General features: G+C 42.0%; 3 protein-coding genes. All 3 read left to right on the forward strand.

Going from position 1 to position 4,349, the window contains the following annotated elements:
- Window positions 1–171 precede the first annotated feature (171 nt).
- The 3 genes from hpsL (at window position 172) to hpsO (ending at window position 4,193) form a co-directional block, all read left to right on the forward strand.
- The gene (gene hpsL / locus IM477_RS16850) at window positions 172–1,899 is read left to right on the forward strand and encodes a hormogonium polysaccharide biosynthesis protein HpsL (RefSeq protein ID WP_287732714.1); all 1,728 of its coding nucleotides are present in this window, start codon (window positions 172–174) and stop codon (window positions 1,897–1,899) included.
- A 132-nt stretch (window positions 1,900–2,031) separates the two neighbouring features.
- Window positions 2,032–3,027: a hormogonium polysaccharide biosynthesis glycosyltransferase HpsN gene (gene hpsN / locus IM477_RS16855; RefSeq protein WP_287732716.1), complete on the forward strand. Its 996-nt coding sequence runs from the start codon at window positions 2,032–2,034 to the stop codon at window positions 3,025–3,027.
- Window positions 3,024–4,193, forward strand: a complete 1,170-nt coding sequence (gene hpsO / locus IM477_RS16860) for a hormogonium polysaccharide biosynthesis glycosyltransferase HpsO (RefSeq protein ID WP_287732717.1) — start codon at window positions 3,024–3,026, stop codon at window positions 4,191–4,193. Before hpsN ends, hpsO begins: the two co-directional genes overlap by 4 nt.
- Window positions 4,194–4,349 lie beyond the last annotated feature (156 nt).

Consider the following 4,349-nt stretch of genomic DNA (forward strand, 5'->3'; position numbering starts at 1 on the left):
TACCGAAAAACAGCTATCTGTAAGCGATGCCAATGGTCAACGATTGGGACAGATAGCTGTTAGCAAGATTCAGTTAATTCGTCGTTCTAACGGTTTAATTGTTTCTCGCTAACTCATATAAAGCCGCCCTCCGCTATCGCTAAAGGGCGGGGTTTCAGACCCAGTTTTTCGATGACCAGACTAAGTATTGATCGCCAGAAAAAAAAGCATAAACAGGGCCAAACAAAAGCTGATAGTCCCCCGCTTAACATCAAAGAGAAACTTGCCCTCAAAAAAGAAGAAAGGCAAAAGAAACAAAAGTTAACGGGGTTAATTGTTTTTGCTATTTGTGTAGCAATTTTGCTCGGATTACCCCTCAGCTTATTATTTGATGCCAAGATAGGAGCGGCAGTAAGTTTACTCTTGATTTTAGTAGTTTTCTCCTTTAGCTATCCTCGCATGGCTCTTTGGGCATTTATTATCTATGTCCCCTTCACTGGCACTATCGTGTATTGGTTGGGAGGTAGTCCCATCCTGCAGATCAGTAAAGATATCTTTTATCTACCCGCTTTAATCGCCTTAGTTTTAGAATGTCGAAAAAAGCAATTACCGATTATTGTCCCCAAACAATTAGGTACAACCCTATTATTAATCTTTGTTTTCTGTGTAGTCTGTCTATTAGCCGTCAATTTACAGAGACAATTTCTGCCTACTTGTGCATCTGTAGAAGGACTGAGAGTTTTCAGAAACGGCTTTTTGTTTGGGGTTCCCTGTCGGGAAAGTGAGACTTTTCTGCAAGGAATATTAGGATTTAAAGTTTTGCTAGGTTATGTCCCCTTGATCTTCTGCACTTATTACTTAATCAAAGACAAACCGACCCTATTATTTTTTAGTCGTCTTTTAGTGACTTTAGCGATTATTTGTTGTGTTCTAGGACTAATGCAATACTGGATGCTGAAAACCGGTCGTTGTGTAGGAACTAGAGGCTTTGTAGCTGATGCACTATTCAAAGCCAACTTAGAGGCAAGGTGTTTGATTGGTGGGGCGTTAGTGTATAGTCCGGAAGTGAATATGATCCGCCTACCGGGTACCTTTGTTTCTCCCTGGCACTGGGCTTGGTTTTTGGTCTCTAGTGCCGTAGTTTGTTATGCCAGTGCCTTTAGTGAAATTTCCCAAAAATGGCGACTAGCAGCCCTAGTGGGTTTAACCCTAGTTTTTATTAATGCAGTGATCTCTGGGCAAAGATTAGCTTTCTTTGCTGTACCGATGATTATTGGTCTGATGACGATTCTTACAGGACAAATCGCTAACTTAAAACGATTTTTGCCGATCATTTTTGCCGCCACTTTACTTCTAGCTATCGGTTTTTCTTTCCTTAACCCCGATTTTGTCCAACAACGCTACGATAGCGCCGTCAGCCGTTGGCAACAGAGTCCCCCCACCGCTTTTCTTCAAGAACAGTTGGATTTTGCGATCCGTAATCAGGGCGGTATTTTAGGTCGTGGACTTGGTGTGGCCACAGCTTCTGCTAGGGTTTTCGGTGATATTTCCTTTGTGGAAACCTATCACACTAAAGTTTTATTCGAGTTGGGATACATTGGTTTTACCTTGTACATGATATTCATGACCCATCTAGTTTATCTGGCCTTCCGCACCTATCGTTCCCTCAAAGATCCGACTCTGCGAGGTTTTGCCGGTAGTTATTGGGTTTTGCTGCTCTTTGTTGCCTATCTTCCCTATTGGTATGCCCTCGATACGGATCCTGTCGGCGTTTATTACTGGATATTTGCGGGCGTAATTTTTAGATTACCCGTGATCGAAAAACAGGAAAAAGAAGCCAAAATCCTGGCGGGAGAAACCGCCACAAAATCCTCCAAAAAGGGCTTAAAATTTAAACGCAAAGGTGTTTCTTTAGCTTGAAATATGGGTGTTGGGTTTTAGGGTGTTGGGGTTTTAGGGTTTTAGTGGAAATTCCCCCATTCCCCCACTCCCCCACTCCCCCATTTCCCTATTTCCCCACTTCCCCACTCCCCCACTCCCCCATTCCCTGCTATGAATTTTCCCTCGATTTCTGTCATCATACCCACCTATCGACGCGAAGAGCCTCTTAAAGATACCCTCGATGACCTACTCAAACAAGATTATCCCGATTTTGAGGTATTAGTTATCGACCAGACCGCTACCCACAGCCCCGCCATACAATCCTATCTGGAAAATCTGGCTAATCAGCACAAAATTAGCTGGTATCGGCTGGATTGGGCGAGTTTACCCGGTGCGAGAAATTATGGAGTCCGTCGCGCCCAAGGCGATATCGTTCTTTTTATCGATGATGATGTGCGGCTACCGGATAATTATCTCAAAGCACATAGTGAGAATTTTGTCAAGAACCCTGAGATAGGTGTAGTGGCAGGTCGGGTATTCGATCGCATGAAATTGGGTGACTCCCAAAAAATGGTGACAGATACCAGCAAACCCTACGAAATCGACTTTTTACCCCCCCAAGCCATGGATCCGGGCATTGCTTGGTATTACATCGATCTTGTCCACACCACTAAACCCCAGCAGGTAATCTCAGCCCGGGGCTGTAATATGTCTTTCCGTAAGGATATATTTACTAAATACGGCATTTGGTTCGATGAACGCTTTCGTGGCAGTGCCGTGCGCGAGGAATCGGATTTTTGCTTAAGATTACGCCGGACTCCCTATCATGTCTGGTACGATCCCACCGCTTATCTGATTCATTTAGGGGAAGAAACTGGTGGCTGTCATGATATTAGCACTCGTTCTTTGAGTTATCAGACGACTTTTTATCATAATCACTTTCTGATGGCTCTGAAAAATCTCACTCCCGCTCAACAATTGCGACTCTATGCTAAATTATTTGATTGTCACGTTCTTGGCAATCCTCCCTGTAATAAAGGTGGTTCCCCGATTAAAATCCTCTCTAGGGGAATTTTTTATAGTTTAGGTTTTCTGGATGCTCTGAAAACTCAAGTAAAGTCCCTCTGGAATGATGGCCAAATTTATACAAAACTAGATAATCTATGAAAATTTTAGTCGCTAGTCATACATATATAGTTGATCTCAACTGTGAGAAACTGCGCGCCCTGACAAGATTAAATCCCAATATTGAAGTTACTATTGTTGTTCCCCAACGTTGGCAACCGGGAGGAGTCCAAAATAAAATCATTGAAAGTCAACCGAAAATAGCCGAAAATTTCCGAGTCATTCCTATCTCTAATTTTAGCCAGAATAACCAAGCTTTATTAACTTTTGGCACTGATATAATTACTTTATTGCAAAAATTTAGACCCGATATTATTCAAGTGGAACAGGGTTCTAAATCTCTCGCTTATGCTCAATTTATTACTCTGAATCGTCTCTTAAATCTCCAGGCTAAAAATGTATTTTTTACCTGGTGGAATCTTCCCTATACTCCTAAATTTCCCATCTCTTGGTTAGAAGCTTATAACCTGAAAAATACCGATGGTTTAATCGCCGGTAATCAGGACGGGGTAGATGTTTTAAAAGAACGGGGTTACAGGGGTAAATACACCGTTTTACCGCAATTAGGAGTGGATGAAGTCCTTTTTTCCCACGGCAAGCAACCCGATTTAGCCCGAACTTTAGGCATTGAAAACGATGAATTCGTGATTGGTTTTATCGGTCGTTTTGTGGAAGAGAAAGGCATTCTAACGCTGATTAAAGCTGTAGCTAAATTAACAGGTAAGTGGAAATTATTACTGTTAGGTCGGGGAATCCTGAAAGATAAAATAGTCAGCGAAGCTACAGCCGCAGGAATAAGCGATCGCTTGATGATAGTGGAAAGTGTTCCCCACGATCAAGTAGTTAATTATATTAACCTGATGAACACTTTAGTTTTGCCTTCAGAAATCACCTATCAGGTCAAAACCTTAACGGCCGTCGGTTGGAAAGAACAATTCGGTCATGTCTTAATTGAAGCTATGGCCTGTCAGGTTCCTGTTATTGGTTCTGATTCGGGAGAAATCCCCTTTGTTATTGCTGATACGGGTTTAATTTTTCCCGAAAAAGATGGGGAGGCACTGGCTAAATCTATACAAACTCTCTTAGATAATCCCAGCTTCGCTCAAGAATTAGGCCAGAGGGGTTATCAGAGAGTAATGACCAATTATACTAATAAAGCCCTCGCTCAAAAACAATTGGATTTCTATCAACAATTACTCCCTCGGTGATGGGAAGTGGGAATTATGAATTATGAATTATGAATTATGGCTCTTCGGTTTGTGTTATGCAATGGACGGGGGTTATAAGGGATGGAACCCTTATATAGAAAGGCATTTAGCGATTTTTGTCAATTGTTTTTGCTCTAGAGCGAACTAATCAATTAA

Source organism: Microcystis sp. M090S1, from assembly GCF_020246295.1.
GTDB lineage: Bacteria > Cyanobacteriota > Cyanobacteriia > Cyanobacteriales > Microcystaceae > Microcystis > Microcystis aeruginosa.